The sequence below is a fragment of the Burkholderia sp. RF2-non_BP3 genome (assembly GCF_001522185.1).
GTDB lineage: Bacteria > Pseudomonadota > Gammaproteobacteria > Burkholderiales > Burkholderiaceae > Burkholderia > Burkholderia diffusa.
Genome location: NZ_LOSU01000017.1, coordinates 110,875 through 130,280 on the forward strand (window position 1 = coordinate 110,875; position 19,406 = coordinate 130,280).

The window sequence follows — 19,406 nt, forward strand, 5'->3', positions numbered from 1 at the left end:
GCGCATGCCGAGACGCGCTCGGCGCTTCTTCAGCGGATCAACGATTTCAGGTGGTTCAGCAAACGGGAGAACACCCGCGGACGGGCGTCGAGCGTCAGCATCGCGTCGTAATGCGGACGCGATTCCGTGACGTGCGGGAGGTTCGACAGCAGAAGGCCGAAGTTCATGGTCTGGCTCCTGGCGGCAACGGCATGCGTGCCGGCCGCTTGGTGGGCGCGGGGCCAGTCCGGGGCCTGAACGACGTGTCAGGCTAGTCGGCCGGATTGTCCCTGCGACCCGGGTTCAAAAGGGTCTGTTGGTGCAACGGGCATATGGGACAACTGTCACTGTCGTTCACGGCGGCTCCTGTGCAGTGTTCCGGAGAACACGATTGACCGCCGCGCGGCGCGGGCCGCCGTTCGGGTGCATGCGAAACGCATGCGCGAACGCGGCCGCGCGCCGGGCGGCGGCGAAACCGGATGGCGCATGCGCAAACGCATCACGCTAACCGGCGCGAATCAGGGTGCACGTAGGGAGTTGCTGCGGAATACTGCTGCGCGCACCGTTTGCCTGGATGACAAACGGCGGCTTCGATGAGGCGCGGACGTCGGTCGCTCAGGCGGAAATTTCGTTCGAAGATCGACTACTGCAGGCGTCCAAGGCGGCGGCCCCAAGAGTGAAGATGCCGGATTCTATGGACCCGCCGAAACGGAAGTCAACCCTCTGGCACGCCCGCCGGGGAATATTTTTTCCGTCCCCTACACGCTGAAAGATTCGCGCCCGGAATGACGCGCCGCAACCTTTCAATGCGTCGCACGGCGCGCGCCGCCGATGCGTGCGAGCAACAGTCGCCGCGTGCCGCCGGCGGGCGGTCGCGCCGGGCGTCGGCCGGCTCGCGCGCGGTGCTGCTGCCGACGCGATATGCGCAACGCCGCTGCTTTTTTACTTGCACCGCAGCAAAGCTCGCGACTACAATCCGCCCCAATTCATCAAGGGAGTCCCTTCGTGGACACATGCTCCAGTTGCAGTTCGATGCCGGTCCAGGCCGGCCAAGCCATCGCGAGATAGCAGCCAGACGCATGTCATTCGCCGCTAGCTCGCATTCGTCGGGTTAGCGCGCTTCCCCCGGTGCCGGCACAGTCGGCCCGTCCGTCGCACGCTCCGTTACGTTCCAACCGCCGATCGCAGGTCGCGTCATGCACCCGCGCTCGATCACGTCGTCCGGCATGCGCCGGACCGGACGGAGGGTCGTCATGTTCTTTCAATCGTTCGCGGCCAGACTCAAGCGACTCATCCACGTCGCGTCCGACCGCTCGTTGGTTTCGGCTGTTTCGCCGCTCGTCCACGCGTTCGGCAACTGGCGCGGCAGCGCCCTCGCGCACCTGCCGGAAGCGCCGCGCCCGCTCGACTGCGTGCTGGTCGGTGCGATGGCGGCCGCCATCGCGCTCGTCGCGCTGCTCTGCACGGGCGCGTCGCGCCTCGGCTTCGCGCACGTATGGCGGATCGGGGGCTGGTTGCCATGAACGGCGATGCGGAACGCGCCACCTGTACCCGCGCCATCGCTTCACGTTTCCATTTCTTCAGTCAAGCTAATCAATCAAACAACGGAGCCCGCATGAAGAATCGCTTCGAATCCGCACCGCGCACACCGCGCCTCGATGCGCTCGCCGCGTTGCTGTTGTCGCTCGCCGCTGCGCCCGCGTTCGCGCAATCGCCATCGCCGGCCGCCGCGGCCGAGCCGGCGCCCGGCGTCAGCGACGCCGCCCCCGCACCGGCCGCCGATGCTGCCGCGCCCGCGCCCACCGGTTTCTGGGAGCGCTCGAACCTGTTCGGCAACATGGGCGGCCTGCGCGACGTGCTCGGCGATCACGGCGTCACGCTGATCCTGCAGGAAACCAGCGAATACCTGTACAACGCCGCGGGCGGCACGCAGCGCGGCGGCGCCTATCAGGGCCTCACGCAATTCGGCTTCAACGTCGATACGGAGAAAGCGGTCGGGCTGCCGGGCGGCACGTTCAACGTGTCGGCGCTGCAGATCCACGGCACCAACCTCACGCAGCGCTATTTGCAGACGCTGCAGACCGCGACCGGCATCGAGGCGAATTCGACCACGCGGCTGTGGGAGCTCTGGTACCAGCAGGCGTTCCTCGCCGGCAAGGCCGACGTACGGGTCGGCCAGCAGAGCGTCGATCAGGAATTCATGGTGAGCCAGTACGCGGCGACGTTCATGAACGCGACGTTCGGCTGGCCCGTGCTGCCGTCGACCGACCTGCCGTCCGGCGGCCCCGCGTATCCGCTGTCGTCGCTCGGCGTGCGGCTGCGCGTGAAGCCGGCCGACGCGTGGACCGCGATGGTCGGCGTGTTCGACGGCAACCCGGCCGGCCGCAGCGACGGCGACGCGCAGGTGCTGAACGCGCACGGCACCAACTTCAATCTGCGCAGCGGCGCATTCGTGATCGGCGAACTCCAGTACGCGCTGAACGCGCCGTCGGCCGACCCGAAGGCGCCGCAACCAGCCGGCCTGCCGGGCACGTACAAGCTCGGCTTCTGGTATCAGTCACAGCACACGAACGATCCGCGCCTCGGCACCGACGGGTTGTCGCTCGCGAATCCGGCCAGCAACGGCATCCCCGCCACGCATCGCGGCAACTACGGTTTCTATGCGGTCGCGGATCAGATGGTGTGGCGGCCGTCGGCGGACAGCCCGCGTTCGGTCGGCGTGTTCGCGCGCGTAATGGGCGCGCCGGGCGATCGCAACGTCGTCGATTTCGCGGCGAATGCGGGCGTGACGCTCAAGGCGCCGTTCAAGGGCCGCGACGACGATACGGCCGGCATCGCGATCGGCTACGCGAAGATCGGCTCGCATGCCCGTGCGCTCGACGGCGACACCGGCACGTATACGACGCCCGGCTATCCGGTGCGTCGCGCGGAAACGGTGATCGAGGCGACCTATCAGTACCAGGTCGCGCCGTGGTGGCAACTGCAGGCCGACGTGCAACACTTCTTCCGGCCGGGCGGCGGCATCCCGAACCCGAACGCGGCCGGCGCGCGCATCGGCGACGAAACGGTGGTCGGCGTGCGCACGACGATCACGTTCTGACACCCGCCCATGCGACACGGGCCGGACTGCCGCGCGCGCGGCGATCCGGCCCGTGTCCGTTTACGCGCCTGCATGCAACGCATGCGGCCCGTCACTCGCCATACAGCCCGAGCAGTTTCAGCGTGACGCCGTTGGTCCAGCCGAAGCCGTCCTGCAGCGGATATTCGCCGCCACCGCCACCGCCCGCACCGGCCCCTTCGACCACGTACTTCTCGACGAGCTTGCCTTCGGTCGCATACACATGCTTCACGTCGGCCAGGAAGCGCGTGCCGATGTCCTTCGCGAGCGCCGGTTCGCCGTAGCGGCGCAGCCCGTCGATCGCGATCCACTGCAGCGGCGCCCAGCCGTTCGGTGCGTCCCATTGCTGGCCGGTGTTCTCGGTCGTCGTCGCGAGGCCGCCCGGTTGCAGCAGCGTCTTGCGCACCTCGCGCGCGGTCGCCTTCGCGCGTTCGGGCCACGCGACGCCCGCGAACAGCGGATACAGCGCGGCGGCCGTCACGCCGTCGCGCGGCTTGCGCAACTGCCAGTCGTAGTCGCCGTAATAGCCGCGGCGATTCCACAGATAGTGGTTGATCGCCGCCGCGCGCCGCGCCGCCCGTCCGGAAAAATCCGCCACGCACGCGATGTCGCGCGTGACCGCGCAGCCCTTCACGATCGTCGTCTCGAGATGGAACATCAGGCTGTTCAGGTCGACCGGCACGATCGACGTCGTGCGGATCGTCGCGAGCGTCTTGCCGTCGCCGAACCAGCGCGAGCTGTAGTCCCAGCCGCTTTCGGCGCCCGCGCGCAGGTCGCGGTACACCTCGTTCGCGGGACGATTCGGCACCGCCTTCGCGGTCGTCACGTCCTCGAGATACGACTCGTCGCGCGGCGTGTCGCTCGCGTCCCAGTAGCGGTTCAGCACCGCGCCGTCCGGCATCGCGACCACGTTGCGCGCCGCCTGCCCGCGCGGCGTCGTGGTCTCGCCCTGCATCCAGTACGCATGCTCCTTGCGCAGCGCCGGCAGGTATTTCTGGTAGACCTTGTCGCCTTCGACCTGCGCGGCGAGCGTGACCATGTAGGCGAAGAACGGCGGCTGCGAGCGGCTCGCGTAGTACGTGCGGTTGCCGTTCGGGATGTGGCCGATCGTGTCGATCAGATACGCGAAGTTGTCGAGCATGTCGTCGACGAGATCCTCGCGCCCCGACACCTGCAGCCCGAGCATCGTGAAATAGGTATCCCAGTAGTAGCCTTCGCGGAAGCGGCCGCCCGGCACCACGTACGGCTTCGGCATCGCGATCAGCGAGCCGTACGGCGGCACCGTCGTGCTGGTGCGCGTGAGCTGCGGCCACAGCCAGTCGATGTGCTGGCGCAGCGTCTGGTTCGCGGGCGGCGTGACCCCGCCTTCCGGCGGCGGCGTGAAGTGCTGGTCGACGAACGCCTTCAGCGAGAAGCCCGGCTGCGACTTCTGTTGCTGATACAACTGTACGATCGTCGCCGGATCGGTGTTGGGCGTCGCGTCGACGAAGGTCTTCTGGTCAGGATAGATTTGCGCCGTCTGCACCGCGACGAACAGGTCGCCGTAGAGCTGGCTCGGTGGCGGCAGCAGCGTGCCCGAAGCCGGGCTCGCGAGCGTCGCCGTGGCGGGCGCGGCGGACTGGCTGCCCGCCTGCATCGCGGCCTGATTTGCGCTGTCGGCCTGCGCCGCGCAACCGGCGACGGCGAGGTAAGCGACGGCGAGGACGGCGGCCCAGCGCAGACGCGGCGCGGGAACGGGCGGATGCGAGGCAGGATGCGATGCGTTCGATGCGGCACGACGTGGCGTCATGACGTGTCCCCTCCTTTCGATGATGAATGGTTCGGCAGGGGTCTCGTTCGCGCGTGCGCTCGTCTCGATGGCCGTCGATCGATGCGCGTCGTTGTATTACGCAGATGAGTTCCGACTGTCGCACGAAACGCGCATCGCACGCAAGTTTCGCGGCGGCCACCACGGGCGCGCGTCATGTGTCATGTCACGAATCGCATCCGGCATCGCAGTCGTCCCTTCTTTCACACGCGGTAACAGGAACGACTGTTGCAACATGCGGAACAACCGTTGTCTCGCGTGACGCAACGACCACATTGTGGGCATAATGGCGTCTTTACCGCGCGCCCTGCCCATGTCGCCCGTCTTTCTAGCACCGCTCATCGTTGCCTGTGCGTTGTTCATGGAAAGCGTCGACGCGAACATCATCGTCACCGCACTGCCCGCGATGGCGAGGGACTTCGGGCACAATCCCGTCACACTGAACATTGCGATCACGTCCTACGTGGTCGGCCTCGGCGTATTCATCCCGATCTGCGGATGGCTTGCCGACCGCTTCAGCGCGCGCTCCGTCTTCCGCACCGCGATCGGCATCTTCGTCGCCGGCTCGCTGATGTGCGCGGCCTCCAACTCGCTCGGCGTGCTGACGTTCGCGCGCTTCGTGCAGGGCGTCGGCGGCGCGATGATGGTGCCGGTCGGCCGGATCATCATCTTCCGCGCGGTGCCGCGCTCCGATCTCGTGCGCGCGATGAACTACCTCGCGATTCCCGCGCTGTTCGGGCCGACGCTCGGGCCGCTCGTCGGCGGCTTCATCACGACCTACCTGCACTGGCGGATGATCTTCTTCATCAACGTGCCGATCGGCATCTACGGGATCTACCTCGCGAGCAAGCACATCGCGAACACGCACGAGGCCGATCCCGGCCCGCTCGACTGGTTCGGATTCCTGCTGTCGGCGAGCGGCGCCGCGCTGCTGCTGATGGGCCTCACGCTGATCGACGGCTCGCTCACGTCGCGCGGCAACGCGCTCCTGATGTGCGCGGCCGGCGCGGCAATGCTCGCGCTCTACGTGCCGTACGCGCGCCGCAAGACGCGTCCGGTGCTCGACCTCAGTTTCCTGAAGATCCCGACCTACCATGCGAGCGTGGTCGGCGGGTCGCTGTTCCGCATCGGCCTCGGCGCGGTGCCGTTCCTGCTGCCGCTCGCGCTCCAGGAAGGCCTCGGGATGAGCGCGTTCCACTCCGGGCTGATCACCTGCGCATCCGCGCTCGGCGGCGCGGTGAGCCGCTCGACGGCCACCCATACGCTGCGCCGCTTCGGCTTTCGCACGGTGCTGATCTATAACGCCGCGTTCGCCGGGCTCGCGATCGCCGCCTACGGCGTGTTCCATCCGGGCATGGCGACCTGGGCGATCTGGACGATCGTGCTGGTCGGCGGCATCTTCCCCGCGCTCCAGTTCACGAGCCTGAATTCGATGATCTACGCGGATATTTCGCAGGCCGATGCAGGCCGCGCGACGAGCCTCGGCAGTGTCGTGCAGCAGATGTCGCTCGGGCTCGGCGTGACGGTCGCCGGCCTGGTGCTGCACGTGTCGCACTGGCTGCAGGGGCATCAGACGATGGTGTGGTCGGATTTCTGGCCCGCGTTCGTCGTGGTCGGGCTGTGTTCGTTCGCGTCGATTCCGATCACGCGACGGCTGCCGCCCGGCGCCGGCGACGAAGTCGCGCGCGGCAAGCGGCAATGAACGTGCTGGCTGGAGAGGGAAAGGCAGGCGGCGGAAGAGCCGGAAAACAAAAAAAATCAGCGGACATCCACACGGGGCCGGTGCACAGCCGCATGGATGTCCGCTCAGGGCTCCGGGTCTCTCGTTGGGGGTTGAGAATCCCGGATCTGCTTCCTGCGTGCCATGGACATATGTGCGTCGGAAGCCGAATCGTTGCGCGCACATTTCGTCGCGCCATGACTGCACTATAGGGAAAGTCGCGCCGCGCATCTGTCAACCATTGTCAGACGCGTTGCATGCATGCATCGCACACGTGTGCCGCTTTCGCGCTAAAGTGGTGCCCGACCGCCACCCTCAGCCGCCGTTCCGATGCTTACGCTCTCGCCCGCCGCCGCCCGCGCGCTGCATCTCGCCGCGCAGGGCCTGCTGACCCCGCCCCGCCGCAAGGCCACCAAGGCCGACGTGCTCGACACGATCCGCCGGATGGCGCAGTTGCAGATCGATACCATTCACGTCGTCGCGCGCAGCCCGTATCTCGTGCTGTTCAGCCGCCTCGGCGACTTCGCCCCGCAGTGGCTCGACGAACATCTCGCCGAGGCGCGCCTGTTCGAATACTGGTCGCACGAGGCGTGCTTCCTGCCGATTGAGCAATTCGGGCTGATGCGCTACAAGATGCTCGATCCGTCGGGAATGGGCTGGAAATACGCGGCCGAATGGCACGAGCAGAATCGCGCGGACATCGACCGCATGCTCGCGCGGATTCGCGACGAAGGGCCGGTGCGGTCGGCGGATTTCATTCGCGAAGACGGCGCGAAGGGCAACGGATGGTGGGACCGCAAGCCCGAGAAAAAACACCTGGAAGTGCTGTTCACGACCGGCGACCTGATGGTGTCGGAACGCCGCAACTTTCAGCGGATCTACGACGTGCGCGAGCGCGTGCTGCCCGACTGGGACGATGCGCGCGACCTGCCGCCGCGCGACGCGGTGCTGCCCGCGCTGCTCGACTACACGTGCCGCGCGCTCGGCGTCGTGCGCGCGGACTGGGTGGCCGATTACTACCGGCTGCCGCGCCGTTCGTACCGCGCGGAGCTCGAGCGGCTCGCGGAGGCGGGCGAGCTGATTCCGGTGGAGATCGCGGACTGGAAGGAGCCCGCCTACGTGCATCGCTCGCTCGAGGCGCTGCTGCCGGCCGCCGCGGACGATACGCTGCGCTCGACCGTCACGACGCTGCTGTCGCCGTTCGATCCGGTGGTGTGGGACCGGCGGCGCGCGTCGACGCTATTCGGGTTCGACTACACGATCGAGTGCTATACGCCCGCGCACAAGCGCCGCTACGGCTATTTCTGCCTGCCGGTGCTGCATCGCGGCCGGCTGATCGGGCGCGTCGACGCGAAAGCGCATCGCGCGCTCGGCACGTTCGAATTGAAGGCGGTGCATGTCGAGCCGGGCGTGCGGTTCGGCACGGGGCTCGCGGCCGACGTCGCGAAGGCCGTGAAACGGCTGGCGGTGTGGCATGGCACGCCGGAGGTGACGGTCGCGCACGCGCCGCCCGAATTGTCGAAGGCGCTGGCCGGCGCGTAACGCCGGCGGAACGGCGACGTGCGTGCCGCCTGCGATTGCGCGACGGCGCGCCCGTCTCCCGCCACCTGTCACGACTCAGTCGCGCAGCTTGCGAAAGCGCGGGGTGCCGTCCGGTAGGTTCTCGTTGAACATCGCTTCCGGCCGCACCCACAGGCCGCGCGCATGCGGCCACAGATGCTCGTACACCACCACCGATTCCTCGGTTTCGGAATGACGGGCGACGCCGATGTAGCGATACAGCCCGCCCTTGTAGTGACGATGCGTGGCGAGCTGTTCGGCTTCCTGTTCGGTCATGATCTGCTTCCCTTCGGCAAAAACGAAAGCGCGTATTGTATGCGCTCGCCGCGCGTCAGCGTTTCGAGTAGATGTCGGGGCGGCGAATCTCCATCAGCCGCTCGGGATTCGCGGACGGCCCGAAGCCGACCGGCCGGTACAGTTCGTGCGCGTCGGTCGTCACGAGCATGATGCGGCGCAGGCTCCGCACCATCGGCTGCGCGAATACGTGGTCGATCAGCGCGCGGCCATAGCCGTTGCCGCGGTCGGCCGGCAAGACGAAGACGTCGCACAGGTACGCGAACGTCGCGTGATCGGTCACGAGCCGCGCGAACCCGACGAGCCTGTCGTCCACATACGCGCCGAAACACAGCGAGCCGTCGATCGCGCGCTCGACGACATCGCGCGGAATCCCCTGCGACCAGTACGCATCGCGATGCAGGAAATCGAAGATCGCGTCGATGTCGAGTTCGCGCTTGTCGGTGGAAAATCTCAGCGTGGCGGGAGTGGCTGCGGGCACGTCGGCTCTCCGGTCGGTCGGGGGCGGAGCAGCAACGATAGCGCGGCGCGGGGTGGGCGACAAGCGACGCCGAGCCGACATGTACAACAATCCGTACAGAAAATGCGCCCATGTTATACTTGTACAATTTCAAGTACAAGTTGAGCAAATCATGCGTACCATTCACTTTTCGGATGCCCGCGGCAATCTGAAGACGGTCATCGACCAAGTTGTCGACGACGCTGACGTGACGCTCATCACTCGTCGCGACGCGCCGAACGCAGTCATCATGTCGCAGGAATACTACGACAGCCTGATGGAGACAGTTCATCTGCTCCGCTCCCCGGCCAACGTCGCTCATCTCGAACGCTCGATCGCGCAACTGCGCAAGGGCAAGACGAAAGAGCACAAGCTGGCGGGGGACGATGAATGAGCGTACGCCGCGTGCTCTTTACTTCCGACGCGTGGGACGACTACGTTTATTGGCAAGGGCAGGACCGCAAGACACTCAAGCGCATCAACCAGCTCATTCGCGAAGCCCAACGGACGCCGTTCGAAGGCATCGGCAAACCTGAGCCGCTGAAGGCCAATCTGTCCGGGTTCTGGTCGCGCCGCATCGACGATACGAACCGTCTGGTCTATGAAGCGGACGATCTTCAGATCAGCATCGTGTCCTGCCGCTACCATTACGCGTAGTGCCAATCCCGCCTCCGTCCCCGCCGCCGCTTATGAAGCCGGCAACGCCCGATCGGTCTTGCAGCGCTTCAACGGGAGCGGCCGGGCCACCACGATCCGCGTCACCTCGCGGGTGCGCGGGTCGATTTCCAGGTCAAGGCATGCGCAGCCGTAACCGTGCATCCCCTCGTTGGTGACGACCCAGCCGCGCGACACCCCCGGCGTCTGCTCGACCATCCCGCCTCGCCCCGGGCACATCCGGCTCGATTCGGTGATATCGTCACCGGCTCAATGAACTCGCCGCATCGCTTCATGCCCTATCGACTCATCGCGTTCGACTTCGACGGCACGCTCGCCGATTCGCTCGACTGCTTTCTCGCGGCGCTGACGGAAGCGTCGCGCATGCACGGCTTTCGCGACGCGACGCCCGAACTGCGTCCGGCGCTGCGCGGCATGTCGGCGCGCGAGATCATCCGCGCGCTCGAGGTGCCGATGTGGAAAGTGCCGCGCGTGACGCTCGACATGCGCCGGCTGATGCGGCCGCGCATCGCGCACGTGAAGCTGTTTCCCGGCGTCGACACGACCTTCGACGCGCTCGCCGCGCGCGGCATCCGCATCGCGATCGCAACGTCGAACAGCGAGGACATCGTGCGCGACCGGCTCGGCCCGCATGCGAGCCGATGCGTCGATACGTTCGCGTGCGGCATTCCGCTGTTCGGCAAGGCACGCCGGCTGCGCGCGCTCGTGCGCGAAACGGGCATGCAGCCCGACGACGTGCTGTATGTCGGCGACGAAATCCGCGACGCCGACGCGGCGCGCCGCGCGCGGATCGCCTTCCAGGGCGTCGCATGGGGTTACACGGCCGCCGATGCGTTGCAGGCGCATTGCGCGACGCCGTTGCTGCCGCGTCTCGACGCATTGCTCGATCGCGTGTGAGGACGCAGCGCGCATCGCGCATTCGATTCGACGTATCTCGTCGCGAAATAATCGACGCGTTTCCTGCGCAAGACGATGAAACGCCGATGACACGCGCGCGCAAAAATTGCCGCCACGATGCGCGCGACAGGTACGCCCTACCTGCCCGCTCGCGCCCACATCGATTCGTCTTACCATCCGTTACACAAACCACAGCGCGGTTGCACCTGCTACCTGAGCGCTCTCCTAGAATCAGTCGGGCCGGGAAACACTTCGAACGCCGCCGCGGCAGAGCGGCCATCGAATCCGGCCCGGGCGCGCCCGGTCTCTCGCACAGCTGCGGATCACCCGATCCGCCCGTTAATCAGAGCCCCGATAGAAAGGAGGTCCCATGAACCGCTTTCCCCACATCTCGCGCCTTGCATTGTCTGCCGCTGGCCTGCTTCTCGTCGCCGTGACGGCGACCGCGCAAACCGCGCAACCGGCGCCGTCCGCACCGGCCGCCGCCACGCAAACGCGCATCCACGAAGCCGACCAGGCTTTCATCACCGACGGCACGAAGACCGTGTCGACACAGCACGACGCCGCACGCATCGCCAATTCGCGCACGTCGGACAGCCAGGTGAAGGCGTTCGCGCAGCGCGTGTCGACCGACGACGAGAAGATCATCCAGGCGATGCGCGCGGCCAGCCCGCGCGGCGTCGACGTGCCGGCCAACGATCCCGACACGGCCGTGCTGGACAGCATCAAGAACCTGCGCGGCGCGGAATTCGACAAGGCATACATCGAGCAGGTCGCGCTCGCCGGCCAGCAAAAGACGATCTCGGCATTCCAGGCTGAAATCGCTTCGGGCCGCGACACGAAGCTGAAGGAAGTTGCACGTCAGGCGCTGCCGATCCTGCAGGCGCACTACGCGGACGCGCAGAAGCTTGCGCAGCGTCACCACCTCGCATCGGCACAGTAACGCGATGCCCCGCCGCGCATCGCGCGCGGCGCCCCGCTTCCCCCTCGTCGCGTCGCCGCCCCTTCCGGCGGCGCGACGCCAGCGGCACCCGGTTCGCGTCAAGTCGCGAGCTTCGCCCGCAACCGCTCGCGCACGTCCGGCCATTCGTCGTCGATGATGCTGAAGCGCACCGAATTGCGCTTGCGGCCGTCGGGCATGATCCGCTCGTGTCGCACGATCCCTTCCTGCTTCGCGCCGAGCCGCAGAATCGCCGCGCGTGACTTCTCGTTCAGTTCGTCGGTCGTGAACTGCACGCGCACGCAGTGCAGCGTGTCGAACGCGTACGAGAGCAGCAGCCATTTCGCCTCGGTATTCGCGCGCGTGCGCTGCGCCGATTCGCTCAGCCACGTGTGACCGATCTCGAGCTTGCGATTCTTGCGGTCGATCTTCCAGAAGCGCGTGCTGCCGATCGCGCGGCCCGACGCGCGATCGACGATCACGAACGGCATCACGGTGCCGGCCGCGCGACCTTGCAGCGCCGTGTCGATGTAGGCGTCGACCGTGTCCTCGCCCGGCACGACCGTGACCTTCAGATTCCACAACCGGCCGTCCGCCGCCGCATCGAGCAACGCCTGCCGGTCGGATGCCTCGAGCGGCCGCAGTATGATGCGCTCGCCGGCGAGCGTCGGTTGTTCGAGTTCGAGGGAAGAGGAAGCGTCGGTCATGACGGGTTGCGTTTCCATGAAAATGACGAGGAGGCTGACCCAGCGCGCAGCGAAACGACCATCATACGGGCAGCGCGGCGAGCCGCTGGCGAATCGCGTGCGCTTCGCCGCGCAGCGCATCGGCGAATGCGTCGACGAGCAGGCTCTTCGGCCGGTGCTCGGGCACGATCACGCTGACGCGATACGGAAACGAGCGCGTGAGCGGCCGCACGTGCAGGTCGCGCCCGACGAAATCGAGCGCGGTCAGCGGGTTGACGATCGCGGCGCCGAGCCCCTGCCGCACGAACGCACACACCGACACGGCCGACGGCGTCTCGACGACGGAACGCGGCGCGACGCCGAGCTGCGCGAACGCCTCGTCGATCAGGATCCGGTACGGGTCGTTCAGCGACAGGCTCACGAACGGGCGATCGGCGAGATCCGCGAGATCGATCGCCGGTTGCGCGAGCAGCGGATGGCCGTCGGGCAGCACGCATACCTCGTCGACTTCGAGCAACGGCGTGAGGACCGTGCCGGCCGGCGCGATGTCGTGTTCGGTCAGCCCGAGATCGTAGCGCTGCGCGGTCAGCCACTCCTCGAGCACCGGCGACTCCTGCGTCGCGACCGACACGCTGACGCCCGCATGCGCGTCATGGAAACGCCGGCAGGCGCCGGGCAGGATCGCGTGCGAAAACGCCGGCAGCGCGATCACCGACAACTGCCCGTCGCGAAACTCGCGCAGCCGCGCGGCCGTCGCCGCGACGCGCTCGAGCCCCACATACGCGAGCCGCACGTCGTCGAACAGCGTGAGCGCGGCCATCGTCGGTCGCAGCCGCCCGTGCGAGCGCTCGAACAGCGCGAAACCGATCACCTGCTCCATGCGCGCGAGCTCGCGGCTGATCGTCGGCTGCGACGTATAGAGCATCTCGGCCGCGCGCGTCGTGCTTCCGGTGACCATCAGCGCGCGGAAGACCTCGATGTGCCGGTGTGTAAGCATGATCGCCTATATCAGAAATGAATCGAATCTTGATGAACAGGCATTTTACTGTATAGCCGTTCAGGCGCATCATTCACGCTATCCGTTCAATCGATCCGATTCTTCCGCCATGTCCCTCGATTCCCGCCAGCTCGCGGCGCTCGCGCAGCAATACGGCACCCCGCTGTGGGTGTACGACGCCGACGTCATCCGCGATCGCATCGCCCAACTGCGCCAGTTCGACGTGATCCGCTATGCGCAGAAGGCGAACTCGAACCTGCATATCCTGAAGCTGATGCGCGACGAAGGCGCGTGCGTCGACGCCGTGTCGCTCGGCGAGATCGAGCGCAGCCTCGCGGCCGGATTCAGTCCGACAGGCGAACCGGAAGGCGTCGTGTTCACGGCCGACCTGATCGACCGCCCGACGCTCGCGGCCGTGCTGAAGCACGGCGTGACCGTGAACGCCGGCTCGCTCGACATGCTCGCGCGCGTCGGCGAGCATGCGCCCGGCCATCGCGTATGGCTGCGCGTGAATCCCGGCTTCGGCCACGGCCACAGCAACAAGACCAACACCGGCGGCCCGCAAAGCAAGCACGGCATCTGGATCGACGACGTGCCGCGCGCGATCGAGATCGTGCGCCAGTACGGGCTGAAGCTGGTCGGCATCCACATGCATATCGGCTCGGGCGTCGACTACGGCCATCTGTCGCAGGTGTGCGACGCGATGGTCGACCTCGTCACGTCGCTCGGCCACGACATCGAAGCGATTTCCGCCGGCGGCGGGCTGTCGATTCCGTATCGCGACGGCGAGCCGCGCGTCGACGTCGGTCACTACTTCAGCCAGTGGGACGCCGCGCGCAAGCGGATCGAACGGCATCTCGGCCACGCGGTGCGCATCGAGATCGAACCGGGCCGCTTTCTCGTCGCGGAAGCCGGCACGCTCGTCACCGAAGTGCAGGCCGTGAACCGCCGGCCGAAGCACGACTTCGTGCTGATCGACGCGGGTTTCAACGACCTGATGCGTCCGTCGATGTACGGCAGCTATCACGCGGTGTCCGTGCACGCGCACGACGGCGCGCTGCCCGCCGGCCGGCCGCTCGTCGACATCGCGATCGCAGGGCCGCTGTGCGAGTCCGGCGACGTGTTCACGCAGGACGCGGGCGGTGTGGTCACGCACCGCAAGCTCCCGCAGCCGCAGATCGGCGACCTGCTGTTCCTGCACGACGCGGGCGCATACGGCGCATCGATGTCCTCGAACTACAACAGCCGGCCGCTCGCGCCGGAAGTGCTCGTCGATCGCGGCACGCCGCGGCTGATCCGCCGCCGGCAGACGATCGACGAACTGCTTGCGCTCGAAACGTTCGAGTAACACGCGCATTCGCGCCGCGTTCGACGAACCGGACGCCAACGGCCAGGCTTGCCGCGATCGGCATGCCTGGCCGTTTTGTTTTTCGGCGCGCTGCGCTCATGCTGTCCGGCAACGCACGAAGCGCGCCGCCGACGTTGCCGATCTTCCACACGCAGTCGCCTCGCCCCTGCGTCGACCGGATCCGACACCCGCTTCCCGGGTGTTCGGTCACGCGCCGGACCATGACTTCCGCCGCATTGTTCGCCCGCCGCGCGCCGCGCACAGTGGCCGCACGGCAGCGCATTCGCTTCGACCCGCGCGCCGTCTCGACGGCCGAGCGACGCCGGGTCATCGACAGGAGCGAACATCGTGCGACTTCGACTCACCACCGGCAGTGACTATCAGGACGACCTCACGGCGCTGCGCGACGCGATCCGCCGGAACGGCACGCGCGCGACGCGGCAAGCCGTCGACGTCGTGATCGGCGACGACACCGGCGCGCCGCGCGTGTCGCTGCTGCTGAACCTCGCGTGGCAAGCCGCGAAGAATGGGCCCGCCGTCGACGCGTCGCTGTACACGCTCGGCTTCGTCAGCCAGGGCGGCACCCCCTTCGTGTTCGACATCCGGCCGTTTCCGGGCGGCACGCCGGCCGGTGCGGCAACGCTCGGCGGCGACGGTTCGTACGGCTGGCTCGGCTACGCGACCGATCCGTTGCCGACGATCAATCCGAGCAACCTCCATCAGGCCGTGTGGACGCTGTCGAAGCTCAAGCCGGCGGACGCGTCGAAACCCGCACCGTTCAAGCCCGATCTCACACGGCTCGTGATCGCGTTGTCCGAGGCGCTGCGCTTCGCGCGCACCGAGCATGCGATCGCCGGCCTGCTCGACGGCACGCTCGCGACCTATGCGCCGAACGACGATCGCACGGCCTGCTTCAACAATTGGGCGGCGAAGGGTTTCCCGCTCGGCGACCCGTCCTGATGCAGACGAAGGAGCCATTCATGTCTGGACTCGACTTCAACACGTCGCTGCGCTGGGAAACGTTCGTACTGGGCCTGATCGCGAATGCCGGCGATACGCCACGCGCGGGCAAGCAGCAGACCGGCTGCGCCCTGCCGATGTACGTGATTCCGTTCGGCCGGCTCGACGCGCCGCCCGAGTTGCGGGCGCTGATGTCCGAGATCGCGACGTCCGCGCGCGTCGTCGATCGCGGTCCGCCCGGGCGCCATATCGGCGGCGACGTGCTCGGCGCGATGCGGCAGATCCACCAGAACGTGCCCCGCTATCTGCCGACCTTCACGTACGGCACGCAGACGGACCCGTTCGACGGCCTCGCCGAACGCGCGAAGCTGTACGAACGCTATGCACGCACGTTCAAGGCGAATTCGAACGGTCGCGGCGGCGGCACGCAAACGACCGGCTACGTCGAATACACGGCGGGCACGAACGCACTGTTTCGCGGCGGCAATCGCGCGCGCATCGCGTTCGACTACGTGTTCGGCCGCCTGTACTTCTCGCCGATCCATTACGAAACCTGGGTGCCCGGCACGCTCGATCCGGGCCCCGGACAAACCGTCGCCAAGGTCGTCGACGGGCCGTACGCGAACCCGTGGTTCTGGATCACCGACATCACGTCCGTGTGAAGCCAAGGCGACGCGGCCGGAAGCGCTGCACCGCCGTCATCGAGGAAGAGGAAGCCATCATGAAACAAGCAGTCCGAATCGTTTCCGTGCGCCACGCGTGCGACTGCAAGCCCTTGCGCGCGCCCGACGAAGCACTCGACGCGTATGCTGCACGCGTGCAGCGGGTCGCGCTCAATCACCTGAGCGGTGCGCTGTCGAGCGCGTTCGAAGCCGTCCGCCGCGACGCGAAAGATGACGATGCGCGCTGCGTCACGTTCGTCACCGCGCCCGAGTTCTACTGGAACGTGCCGTGGGGCGCGCTGCACGACGTCGACGAACTCCATGCGCTGGTCGACCTGCAGCTCGACCCCGTACGGCGCGCGATCGGCGCGGTCGCCGAACGCTTTCCGGTGCATCGGTACGGGCCGATCGTGTTCCTGCCCGGCACCGTCGCGATGCTCGTCAAACACGAGACGGCGGCCGACGTGCCCGATGACGGCCCGCTCGTCGGGCCGTACGTGTCGCTGAATTTCACGTTCGCGACGACCAATTTCCTGCCGCCGCTCGCGCGCGACGAAGACGGCGACGGCGATGACGACGCATCGCGCCGCGCGGCGATCTGGCCGAAGCGGCACACGTCGTGGATCGACTACGGCGAATCGGTCGACGCGCTCGACACGCCGTTCACCCACACGTTTCGGCTCGGCGACGGCACGCTGGTGGAGGTGCTGAAGACGAGCGACGTTTCGCCGCAAAGCGCAACGGCCGAAGCGCCGCCGTCGTCGCCGTACCAGGGGCCGCGCCTGTCGGACAGCTTCGACAACCGGCTCGGCGACGCGCCGCCGTTCGGCATCGACATCTGCCTCGACTTCCTGAAATGGCGCCAGCATCCGGGCAACGACATCAAGCCGCCGCATCTCGACGACGGCGCGCTCGTGCTCGACTTCGTGCTGTCGTACGGCGTGAATCCGACCGATCGCGCGTTCGACGTGCCCGACTCGCTGCAATACATCGCTCACAACGACGGGCGCCTCCGCAAGGAGGTCGTCGTGTTCGCGGTCGACCGCGCGCGGACACACTGGCAGCGCGTCGCCGAAGCGCCGTGCGTGCGCCACCTGTCGAGCGCGGACCGCGAACGCGTCGCGATCCACGCGTTCGACGTGGACGTGCCGGACGCGGACGGCGCACCGTGACATGGGCGCCCCGCGCTTCGGACGCTGGCGCGCGCGGCCGGCGATGCCGGAGCCGACACGCGCACCGGACGATCTTGCCGCGCAGCTGTGCGACGAATGCGAGGCGATGGCGCGCTATGCGCTCCATCACGGGCTGCCGATCGAGCCCGAACTCGTCGCGCGGCTGGCGGCGCTGATCGCGGCCGCCGGCTCGGCCGCCCCGTCGGCCGGCGCATCGCCCGCCACGCCGCTGACGCCCGCGCAGCAGCAGGCGCTCACGGCGATCCACCGCAAGCTCGCGACGCTCGTCGCGCCCGCGACGCCGCAGGCCGTCACGTTGCTCGACATGCACCGGCGCCAGGCGCATCCGTTCGCGTGGCTGGGCCCGGTGCCGCTGATCCGGCTGCTGACCGGCTCCGCGCTCGGCTTCCTGCTCGCGGTCGTGCTGACGAGCCTGTCGCCGCACGTGTCGGGCGAGAACATCGAGCGTGGCTTCCTGCAATCCAACGGCATGCAGCTGCTGTGGAACACGACGTTCCTGCTGTGCTGCGCGGGGCTCGGCGCATCGTTCGCCACGCTGTTCCAGGCACACCACTACGTCGCCGCGTCGACCTACGATCCGAAATATGACGCATCGTATGGCGCGCGGCTGATTCTCGGCGTGATCGCCGGCCTGATCATCGTCCAGATGCTGCCGGCGCAGTTGTTCGCACAGGGCAGCATGCACAACTTCGGACGGCCGGCGCTCGCGATGCTCGGCGGCTTCTCGGCGACGGCCGTGCATCGCGTGCTGCAAAGGCTCGTCGAAACGCTCGAGACGCTGGTGCAGGGCGACCGCTCGACCGACGTCGGCGCGGCGCTCGCCGCGAATCGCGCGCGCGCCGCCAGCGAACGCGCGCAGTGGCAGGGCGAACTGGCGGCCAACCTGCTCGATCTGCAGCAATCGCTCGACGGCGCGGCGTCCGCCGACGTCGTGCGCGCGCGCCTCGCCGAATTCACGCGCGCGATGCTCGCGGCCCACCCCGCGCCGTCGGCCGCGGACGATCCGCTTCCGCCCGACACGCCCCGGCAGTAGCGCGACGCGGCGCTGGCGCGCCGTTCGCGGCGCCGCGCGCAGCCGGCCTTCGCCCGCCGCGCGCTCGCACGCCGGCCCGGCCGATGCGTCCGTCGCACGCATCACCCCGGCGAACTGCAAACGGGCGCGAACGCGAACGCCGCCGGCTCGGACGGCACGTGGCGCGCGAGCCACAATGCGGCCTCGGTCCGGTTGCTCACGCCGATCTGGCGGAACAGCGCATACAGATGGTTCTTGATCGTGCCCTCCGCGACATTCAGTACACGGCAGATCTGCTTGTTCGACTTGCCTTCGGCCAGCAGCCGCAGCACCTCGCGCTGGCGCGGCGTCAGACGCTCGAATGCGCGATCGTCCCCGGCCGGCGCGCCGCCCGGGCGCGCCTGCGTCGCGCCGCCGTCGTTCGGCGGCACGTAGATCGCGCCGGCGGCGACCCGGCCGAGCGCGTCCGCGAACTCGTCGGCGCTCGCGTGCCGGTCGATGATGCCGGCCGCCCCCGCCAGCAGCGCATCGGCAATCGTGCGGCGGCACACGGCGGCCACCACGCACAGCCACGGCGCGCCGGCGAACGTCTCGTTCAGCACGCTCGGCCAGCTCGGTCGCGCGGCCTGCTCGCCGCATTCGATCGTGATCGCCTCGACCGTCCCGGGCAGCAACGCGTCGCGCAAGCGCAAGACGTCCTCGGGACGGCGGGCCGACCATACGTGCCAGTCGACATCGCGTTTACACAGTACGTCCGCCACGCCCGCGACGAATAACGGCGGGCTATCGATCATCAGAACGTTCATTGCGCGGTTTCCTCGAAATCGGGATGCTCGGTTTAGGTTTTTTTGCTTCCCTACCCGGCGTTTTTTTTACCGCTGTTTTACCCGCCGCGCACTAGGCCCGTCGCTCCGTGACGAATGGCCTAATTCATCCACGCCCCGCCCCGCCGCGCATACCGATGCCCGCCGCGGGCCGGCCAGGGCCGCCGGACATGACGGACGTCATATTTGGTAAACGTCTTCAATTTCCTAACGTGAATAAAGACAACGAATTTCC

The 19,406-nt window shown here is 67.6% G+C and carries 21 protein-coding genes; 13 read left to right on the top strand and 8 right to left on the bottom strand.

Translation table 11 applies throughout. From position 1 onward, the window contains the following. Positions 1 to 29 precede the first annotated feature (29 nt). Entirely contained in the window at positions 30 to 167 is a 138-nt protein-coding gene (locus tag WS45_RS35600; RefSeq protein WP_175752182.1) for a hypothetical protein, read from the bottom strand. Positions 168 to 1,232: 1,065 nt separating this feature from the next. Here WS45_RS35600 and WS45_RS07290 point away from each other — a divergent pair. Both WS45_RS07290 and WS45_RS07295 read left to right on the top strand, forming a co-directional pair. After that, positions 1,233 to 1,502, top strand: coding sequence for a hypothetical protein (locus WS45_RS07290; protein WP_059692200.1), 270 nt, complete (start codon positions 1,233 to 1,235; stop codon positions 1,500 to 1,502). Positions 1,503 to 1,594: 92 nt separating this feature from the next. Further along, complete coding sequence (locus WS45_RS07295; protein WP_059699091.1) at positions 1,595 to 3,079, top strand: carbohydrate porin; 1,485 nt, start codon at positions 1,595 to 1,597, stop codon at positions 3,077 to 3,079. Between the two features lie 91 nt (positions 3,080 to 3,170). On the opposite strand, the gene treA is transcribed toward WS45_RS07295, so the two are convergent. Beyond that, positions 3,171 to 4,886 carry an alpha,alpha-trehalase TreA gene (gene treA / locus WS45_RS07300; RefSeq protein ID WP_059699093.1) on the bottom strand — a complete coding sequence of 572 codons (1,716 nt, stop codon included), beginning with the start codon at positions 4,884 to 4,886 and terminating at the stop codon, positions 3,171 to 3,173. 331 nt (positions 4,887 to 5,217) lie between these two features. Here treA and WS45_RS07305 point away from each other — a divergent pair, with 331 nt between their 5' ends. Next, the gene (locus tag WS45_RS07305) at positions 5,218 to 6,606 is read left to right on the top strand and encodes an MFS transporter (protein ID WP_059526783.1); all 1,389 of its coding nucleotides are present in this window, start codon (positions 5,218 to 5,220) and stop codon (positions 6,604 to 6,606) included. A gap of 348 nt (positions 6,607 to 6,954) precedes the next feature. Beyond that, on the top strand, positions 6,955 to 8,166 hold the full coding sequence (locus WS45_RS07310; protein WP_059699094.1) for a winged helix-turn-helix domain-containing protein: 1,212 nt from the start codon (positions 6,955 to 6,957) through the stop codon (positions 8,164 to 8,166). 75 nt (positions 8,167 to 8,241) lie between these two features. Here WS45_RS07310 and WS45_RS07315 read toward each other — a convergent pair whose 3' ends face one another. Both WS45_RS07315 and WS45_RS07320 read right to left on the bottom strand, forming a co-directional pair. Beyond that, positions 8,242 to 8,460 carry a DUF1653 domain-containing protein gene (locus WS45_RS07315; protein WP_006751720.1) on the bottom strand — a complete coding sequence of 73 codons (219 nt, stop codon included), beginning with the start codon at positions 8,458 to 8,460 and terminating at the stop codon, positions 8,242 to 8,244. A 55-nt stretch (positions 8,461 to 8,515) separates the two neighbouring features. Further along, the gene (locus tag WS45_RS07320) at positions 8,516 to 8,959 is read right to left on the bottom strand and encodes a GNAT family N-acetyltransferase (protein ID WP_059699096.1); all 444 of its coding nucleotides are present in this window, start codon (positions 8,957 to 8,959) and stop codon (positions 8,516 to 8,518) included. Between the two features lie 151 nt (positions 8,960 to 9,110). Between WS45_RS07320 and WS45_RS07325 the strand changes: the two genes are divergently transcribed. Beyond that, positions 9,111 to 9,371, top strand: a complete 261-nt coding sequence (locus WS45_RS07325) for a type II toxin-antitoxin system Phd/YefM family antitoxin (RefSeq protein ID WP_059526792.1) — start codon at positions 9,111 to 9,113, stop codon at positions 9,369 to 9,371. Continuing rightward, positions 9,368 to 9,634, top strand: a complete 267-nt coding sequence (locus tag WS45_RS07330) for a Txe/YoeB family addiction module toxin (RefSeq protein ID WP_012366508.1) — start codon at positions 9,368 to 9,370, stop codon at positions 9,632 to 9,634. Before WS45_RS07325 ends, WS45_RS07330 begins: the two co-directional genes overlap by 4 nt. Positions 9,635 to 9,664: 30 nt before the next feature. Here WS45_RS07330 and WS45_RS07335 read toward each other — a convergent pair whose 3' ends face one another. Beyond that, entirely contained in the window at positions 9,665 to 9,850 is a 186-nt protein-coding gene (locus tag WS45_RS07335) for a DUF4087 domain-containing protein (protein WP_059526795.1), read from the bottom strand. 75 nt (positions 9,851 to 9,925) lie between these two features. Here WS45_RS07335 and WS45_RS07340 point away from each other — a divergent pair, with 75 nt between their 5' ends. Together WS45_RS07340 and WS45_RS07345 are read left to right on the top strand one after the other, a co-directional pair. Beyond that, positions 9,926 to 10,549, top strand: coding sequence for an HAD hydrolase-like protein (locus WS45_RS07340; RefSeq protein WP_059692199.1), 624 nt, complete (start codon positions 9,926 to 9,928; stop codon positions 10,547 to 10,549). Positions 10,550 to 10,919: 370 nt separating this feature from the next. Next, positions 10,920 to 11,492 carry a DUF4142 domain-containing protein gene (locus WS45_RS07345; RefSeq protein WP_059526798.1) on the top strand — a complete coding sequence of 191 codons (573 nt, stop codon included), beginning with the start codon at positions 10,920 to 10,922 and terminating at the stop codon, positions 11,490 to 11,492. Positions 11,493 to 11,590: 98 nt separating this feature from the next. Here WS45_RS07345 and WS45_RS07350 read toward each other — a convergent pair whose 3' ends face one another. Together WS45_RS07350 and WS45_RS07355 are read right to left on the bottom strand one after the other, a co-directional pair. After that, on the bottom strand, positions 11,591 to 12,196 hold the full coding sequence (locus WS45_RS07350) for a GNAT family N-acetyltransferase (protein WP_059699272.1): 606 nt from the start codon (positions 12,194 to 12,196) through the stop codon (positions 11,591 to 11,593). Between the two features lie 61 nt (positions 12,197 to 12,257). After that, positions 12,258 to 13,172 (bottom strand): LysR family transcriptional regulator, encoded by a 915-nt coding sequence (locus WS45_RS07355; RefSeq protein ID WP_059699098.1) that lies wholly within the window; start codon positions 13,170 to 13,172, stop codon positions 12,258 to 12,260. Positions 13,173 to 13,224: 52 nt separating this feature from the next. Between WS45_RS07355 and lysA the strand changes: the two genes are divergently transcribed. The 5 genes from lysA to WS45_RS07380 all read left to right on the top strand — a co-directional run bounded on the left by lysA (position 13,225) and on the right by WS45_RS07380 (position 18,368). Beyond that, entirely contained in the window at positions 13,225 to 14,520 is a 1,296-nt protein-coding gene (lysA, locus tag WS45_RS07360; protein WP_257140317.1) for a diaminopimelate decarboxylase, read from the top strand. 348 nt (positions 14,521 to 14,868) lie between these two features. Next, the gene (locus tag WS45_RS07365; protein ID WP_059699102.1) at positions 14,869 to 15,480 is read left to right on the top strand and encodes a ribosome-inactivating family protein; all 612 of its coding nucleotides are present in this window, start codon (positions 14,869 to 14,871) and stop codon (positions 15,478 to 15,480) included. Positions 15,481 to 15,500: 20 nt separating this feature from the next. Then, positions 15,501 to 16,142 (top strand): hypothetical protein, encoded by a 642-nt coding sequence (locus WS45_RS07370; protein ID WP_059699274.1) that lies wholly within the window; start codon positions 15,501 to 15,503, stop codon positions 16,140 to 16,142. Positions 16,143 to 16,201: 59 nt separating this feature from the next. After that, positions 16,202 to 17,314 (top strand): hypothetical protein, encoded by a 1,113-nt coding sequence (locus WS45_RS07375; RefSeq protein ID WP_059699104.1) that lies wholly within the window; start codon positions 16,202 to 16,204, stop codon positions 17,312 to 17,314. Position 17,315: 1 nt separating this feature from the next. Beyond that, on the top strand, positions 17,316 to 18,368 hold the full coding sequence (locus tag WS45_RS07380; protein WP_156437066.1) for a hypothetical protein: 1,053 nt from the start codon (positions 17,316 to 17,318) through the stop codon (positions 18,366 to 18,368). 101 nt (positions 18,369 to 18,469) lie between these two features. On the opposite strand, the gene WS45_RS07385 is transcribed toward WS45_RS07380, so the two are convergent. After that, positions 18,470 to 19,153, bottom strand: coding sequence for a helix-turn-helix transcriptional regulator (locus WS45_RS07385; RefSeq protein ID WP_059699106.1), 684 nt, complete (start codon positions 19,151 to 19,153; stop codon positions 18,470 to 18,472). Between the last annotated feature and the right edge of the window lie 253 nt (positions 19,154 to 19,406).